Source organism: bacterium, from assembly GCA_035308905.1.
Taxonomy (GTDB): Bacteria; Sysuimicrobiota; Sysuimicrobiia; order Sysuimicrobiales; family Segetimicrobiaceae; genus DASSJF01.
In genome coordinates this window covers 1-5164 of sequence record DATGFS010000076.1, presented here as the reverse complement: position 1 = coordinate 5164, position 5164 = coordinate 1, and the positions used below count along the sequence as shown (strand labels likewise).

The 5164-nt window shown below is 69.3% G+C and carries 6 protein-coding genes; 4 read left to right on the top strand and 2 right to left on the bottom strand.

Going from position 1 to position 5164, the window contains the following annotated elements; translation table 11 throughout:
• Positions 1 to 98: 98 nt before the first annotated feature.
• Complete coding sequence (locus VKT83_19100; protein HLY24580.1) at positions 99 to 251, top strand: hypothetical protein; 153 nt, start codon at positions 99 to 101, stop codon at positions 249 to 251.
• 58 nt (positions 252 to 309) lie between these two features.
• On the opposite strand, the gene VKT83_19095 is transcribed toward VKT83_19100, so the two are convergent.
• Positions 310 to 762, bottom strand: coding sequence for a hypothetical protein (locus VKT83_19095; GenBank protein HLY24579.1), 453 nt, complete (start codon positions 760 to 762; stop codon positions 310 to 312).
• A 102-nt stretch (positions 763 to 864) separates the two neighbouring features.
• Entirely contained in the window at positions 865 to 1794 is a 930-nt protein-coding gene (locus VKT83_19090; protein ID HLY24578.1) for a lytic transglycosylase domain-containing protein, read from the bottom strand.
• A 191-nt stretch (positions 1795 to 1985) separates the two neighbouring features.
• On the opposite strand from VKT83_19090, the gene VKT83_19085 reads away from it, so the two are divergent.
• The 3 genes from VKT83_19085 to VKT83_19075 all read left to right on the top strand — a co-directional run.
• Positions 1986 to 2552, top strand: a complete 567-nt coding sequence (locus VKT83_19085) for a BsuPI-related putative proteinase inhibitor (GenBank protein HLY24577.1) — start codon at positions 1986 to 1988, stop codon at positions 2550 to 2552.
• A gap of 198 nt (positions 2553 to 2750) precedes the next feature.
• Positions 2751 to 4301, top strand: coding sequence for an ABC transporter substrate-binding protein (locus tag VKT83_19080; protein HLY24576.1), 1551 nt, complete (start codon positions 2751 to 2753; stop codon positions 4299 to 4301).
• Between the two features lie 37 nt (positions 4302 to 4338).
• Positions 4339 to 5164: ABC transporter permease (locus VKT83_19075; protein ID HLY24575.1), on the top strand; the 826-nt coding region annotated here is incomplete at its 3' end.

Sequence of the window (5164 nt, the reverse complement as noted above, 5' to 3'; positions counted from 1 at the left end):
CGACCTGACGACCTGGGTGTCCGGCGCCGCCCGCGGCGGGGCGGACCGCGATTCTACCGTGGGGACCATCGTCCGGGCCTGCGAGCAGTGAGGGTACCGTGCCCGCGGCGACGTCGAAGCGGGACCTGCGGTTCTGGGCGGCGTACTTCGCGAAGCTGCTGGCGATCAGCTACCTGCTGATGCGGTTTATTTTGTACGGCACACGCGTGCTGGCCTACTACTTCCTGCACGGAGTGTGGAGGTTCTTCTGAAACGAGGGGGCCGGCCCACCGCGCCGCCGATCCCGATGCACCACGCGGGACCTGCCGGTTATGCCGCGGGGCGCCGTTCCTCGATTCCGAACGCTCCGCGCTGCGCCGGGAGCGCGAACGCGGCCGCAAGGCGCGCCAGCGCCACGGCGCCGAGCGACAGGCCGAAGTCGCGCATCGCGATATCGTAGTAGCCCGGCACCAGCAGCAGGTTGGCGATGATCGCCCACAGCCACGCGGCCACGAGCCATCCGCCGACGATCGGATAGAACGCCACGACCAGGCCCGCGATGATCTCCACCACGCCGACGGCCTGCATGAACGTGGCCGGGGACACCGGCAGCATCTGCGAGATCATCGGCGCGAGGTAATGCGGCCAGGTCACGAGCACGTTGAAGAACTTGTCCACGCCCATCACGATCGGCGCGACCGTAAATCCAAACCGCAGGATGCGAAACGCGGAGTGCGCCGGAAGCACCGCCATGGGAAGGCGGTCGTCATGCAGTCGAGCCATATCGGTCCCTCCAGACTTCCCCTCATGCACGTGCTTTTCCAGCCTGGGGCGCGGCCAAACGGCGCGGCCGCCGGGGAGCGGAGGGAATCCCGGCGCGGGCGATTACTCGGGGCGGATGTGCTGGTAGATCGCGAGGACCGCGGTCACGTACCACCGCGTTTCCGCGAACGGCGGAATGCCGCGGTAGCGGTAGACGGCGGTCGAGCCGGCGTTGTAGGCGGCGAGGGCGAGCCGCCAGTCGCGGAACTCGCGGATGCAGGCGCTCAACGTCATCGCGGTGCCGAGGAGGTTGCCCCACGCGTCGCGCGGGTTGATGCCCGCCGCCCGCGCGGTGTGCGGCATCAGCTGTCCGAGCCCCGTCGCGCCGCGGCTGCTGACAGACGCCTGGTTGAAGCGGCTCTCCACGTAGATCACCGCCGCGACGAGCCACGGATCGACCTGGTGCTGCTTCGCCGCGACCACAAGCCGCTCGCCGAGCCATTCGGCCTGCGCGGTCGTCAGCCGCGGGTTGGTCGCCCGCGCGAGCGCGGCGATTGCCTGTGGCGTGCCGGGCTTGGCGGGATGCGGTGCGGCGGTCGTGAAGACCGTCAGGCGCGCGAGCCAGCCGCGGATGATCCGATCCTGCAACGAACTGTGCGTCTGCGCGAGGCCGCGCTTGAAGTACTCGGGCGCGTCCTGCATCTTGCCGGCGGCGGTCGCCGCGATGCCGGCCCAGATCCACGGCGCCGATGCGTCCGGATCGGTCTGCGCCGCCTGCAGGAACATCTCGAGCGCGTGGGCCGGCGCCCCCGCGTTGTAGCGGCTGATCCCGTCGTCGATCATATCGCCGATGAACGGCGGCTCCGCGGCGGGCTGTTCCGTCGGCTGTTGGGCGGCGAAGGCGGTCGCGGACGTCCCGAGCACGACGGCGAGGAGCAGCGTGGCGGCGGTACGGAGGATGCCTCGCCCGCGGCGGCGAGGTTCCCGCACGCGAAGGGCGCTGGTGCAAAGTGCCGCGCCGACCGTCTCCCCCGCCGATTGGACGCTGAGCATCGAACTTGGTTGTGCCCAGCGGCATTGCGGAGACGACACCGCGGCCGCCGGTTTGACGCAGTCGATCGAGCAACTGGAACGAATTTCCGCGGCAGTTACGTTCAATCCTGCCGGGGACCTGCGGCAGTCATCCGCGAACGCGGCGATGGGGCTCGATCAAATCGCCGCGGCGAAGCGAGGGAGCGCGCGTGATGCATCGGCAGCGAAGGTGGACGGCGGTGCGAGGCGCCGCGGCCGCGCTCCTAGCGGCGGTTCTTGTCGTGGCCGCGGCGCCGGCCGCCGACACGCCCGCGTGCGCGCCGCTCGCGCGGATCGAGCCCGTTTCGGGGGCGGGCGCCCGGCCCGACCGTCGCACCGGCGGCGCGGCCGACGGGCCGCTGCGATATTCGGCCGCCGTGCGCGACGACATCTACCCGGCAGCCGCGCCCGTCGACGTGGCGCTGACCATCCGCAATGCCGGACCGTCGGCGGTCGCTCTGACGTTCGCGACCGCACAGCGCTTCGACGTCGTGCTCTACGGCGAGAACTGCCGGGAGATCTGGCGATGGTCACGCGGCCGCATGTTCGCGCAGGCACTCGGGAGTTTGACGATCGCGCCGGGCAACATCGTCACGTATCGGATCCGATGGGACCAGCGCGATCAGCAGGGCCGGCGGGTCGGTCGCGGCGCGTATGAGGCGCGCGTCGTGTTTCTCGGGAGACGCTTGCCGGGCGCCGCTCCGGTGGTGCTGCCGCCGCTCGAGTTTGCGGTGCGGTGAGGCCGGCGCATCCGGCCGCCGGACGGGCAGGAGAGGGTACCCGGGCGGGAGAACAGGAACCGCCACTTCGCCAGGCCAGCACGCAGGAGGCGCATCTTTGGCCCGCGCCGCAGGCCCAGAAGGCGGCCGGAGGTCCTGCGCCAGACAGGGCATTATCGGGGGTGGCGTATGGCGCGACGCGGAAGGATCGCAACGCGGGTGTCACGTCGGGAATTCCTCCGCCGGGCCGCGGGCGCCGGGGCGGCCGCGGCGGCGGGCGGAGTCTTCCAGGCCGGGTGGGCGGGGCCGGCCGCCGCGCAGACGACGCAGAAGCGCGAATTGACGATCGCCCAGGGCGGGGATATCTCGCGCTTCGATCCGCACATGTCCACCTCGTCCACCGAGATCCGCGCCTCGTTCAACGTCTTCGACAACCTGACCAGCCGCCATCCCGACGGCCGCCTCTTTCCCGCGCTCGCGACGCAGTGGAAGCGCACGGACCCGACGACGTGGGAGTTCAAGCTCCTCGAGGGAGTCAAGTGGCATAACGGCGATCCGTTCACGTCGGACGACGCGAAGTTCTCGATCGAGCGCACCTACAACCCGGGCGCGAAGACGCTCGTTGCAACCGTGTTCACCACGATCGAGCGGATCGACGCCCCGGCGCCGGCGTCGCTCATCATCCACACGAAGAAGCCGGACCCGCTGCTCCCGGCGCGCCTCGCGTTCTACGGCGGCCAGATCGTGCCGAAGAAGTACCTCACCGCGGTGGGCCCCGACCAATTCAACGCCAAGCCGGTCGGCACGGGCCCGATCCGGCTCGTCTCCTGGGTGAAGGACGACAAGGCCGTCTTCGAAGCGAACCCCAATTACTGGGCCGGCCGGATCGACGTCGACCGCGTGATCTTCCGGCCCATTCCGGAGACCGCGGCGCGGGTGGCGTCGGTGCTGAAAGGCGAGACCGACCTCATCACGCAGCTGCCGCCGGATCAATGGGACCGCGTCAACCAGAACGCCGGCACGGTCGGCCGCGGCGTGCCCTATGCCGGTCTGTACGTGCTCGCGGTGAATTCCAAGATGAAGCCGCTCGACAACCCGCTCGTCAAGCAGGCGCTCTCGCTGGCCATCGACCGGCAGTCGATCGTCAAGGACCTGTGGCGGGGCCGCGGCGCGGTGCCGAACAGTCTCATTGCGAAGGGTGACAATCACTACGATGCGTCGCGGCCGCCGCTGCCGTACGATCCCGCGAAGGCGAAGGCCAAGCTCAAGGAAGGCAACTACAAGAACGAGCCGGTGATCATCGAGACGACGTCCGGGTATCTGGCCAACGACAAGCCGATGTCGGAGGCGATCGCGTCGATGTGGAAGGACGCCGGGATCAACGCGGTCGTCGAGGTCATCGAGTACTCGGTGCGCGCAGAAAAGAACCGCGACAAGAGCTTCAAGGGGCTGTTCTGGTCGGACCCGACCTCCACGCTCGGGGATCCCGACGGCATGATGTGGCGGCTTCTGGGGCCGGGCGGTCCCCAGGATTACTGGCGGCAGGCGGAGTTCGACAAGCTGGGCGACGAGGCGCGCTTCAGCGTGGACGAGAGCCTTCGCGACCGCGACTACAAGCGGATGACCGAGATCGCGCTCCAGTACCTGCCGTGGATACCGGTGATCCAGCCGTCCGAAGACTACGGGATGCAGAAATACGTGAGCTTCACGCCAAACGGCAACCAGCAGCTCGATATCCGGCGCTTCAACTTCCACATGCGGCGCGCCTAGGCCGTCCGGCGCACCGCGCGGGTCTCCTCGGGTCACGATGCGCGGCTTCGGCGCGTTTCTCGCGTACCGGCTCGTCCGGACGCTCGTCGCGCTGTGGCTCGTCTCCTCGGTCGTCTTCGTCGTCATGCGGCTGTCCGGGGATCCGGCGCCGCTGCTGCTGCCGCCCGACGCCCCGACATCCGAGATCTTCCGCGTCCGGCACGAGCTGGGGCTCGACCGGCCGCTGCTCGTGCAGTACGCCGTCTTTCTCGGCAACATCCTGCACGGCGACTTCGGACGATCCATTCACTTCCGCGAGCCGGCGATGGCGGTTGCCCTTGGCTATCTGCCGGCGACGTTCGAGCTGGGGGCCGCGGCGTTTGTCATCGCGGTCCTCTGCGCGCTGCCGATCGGGATCCTCTCCGCGGTGCGGCGCAACTCGCCGCTCGACCACGGGGCGATGGGGTTCGCGCTGATCGGCCAATCCGCGCCCACGTTTTTCATCGGCGTGCTCCTGATCCTCGTGTTCTCGCTGCGCTTGAACCTCTTCCCCACCTCCGGCCGCGGCGGGCTCGCACATCTCGTGCTGCCGGCCGCGACCCTGGGGGCCTTTACGATGGCCTCGATCGCCCGCATCACGCGCTCGGCCATGCTGGAGGTGCTGCGGACCGACTTCGTCCGCACGGCGCGGGCGAAGGGATTGGCGGAGGCGGCGGTGGTGCTCAAGCACACGCTCAAGAACGCGTCGCTGCCCATCATCACGATCACCGGGCTGCAGCTCGGAACGCTGCTCGGCGGCGCCATCGTGACCGAGACGGTGTTCGCCTGGCCCGGCATGGGCCGGCTCGCCGTCCAATCGATCTACAACCGGGACTATCCCGTGG

Coding starts and splice junctions, on each gene's coding strand:
- VKT83_19095 (HLY24579.1), bottom strand. CDS start 762: ATGGCTCGACTGCATGACGACCGCCTTCCCATGGCGGTGCTTCCGGCG.
- VKT83_19090 (HLY24578.1), bottom strand. CDS start 1,794: ATGCTCAGCGTCCAATCGGCGGGGGAGACGGTCGGCGCGGCACTTTGC.
- VKT83_19085 (HLY24577.1), top strand. CDS start 1,986: ATGCATCGGCAGCGAAGGTGGACGGCGGTGCGAGGCGCCGCGGCCGCG.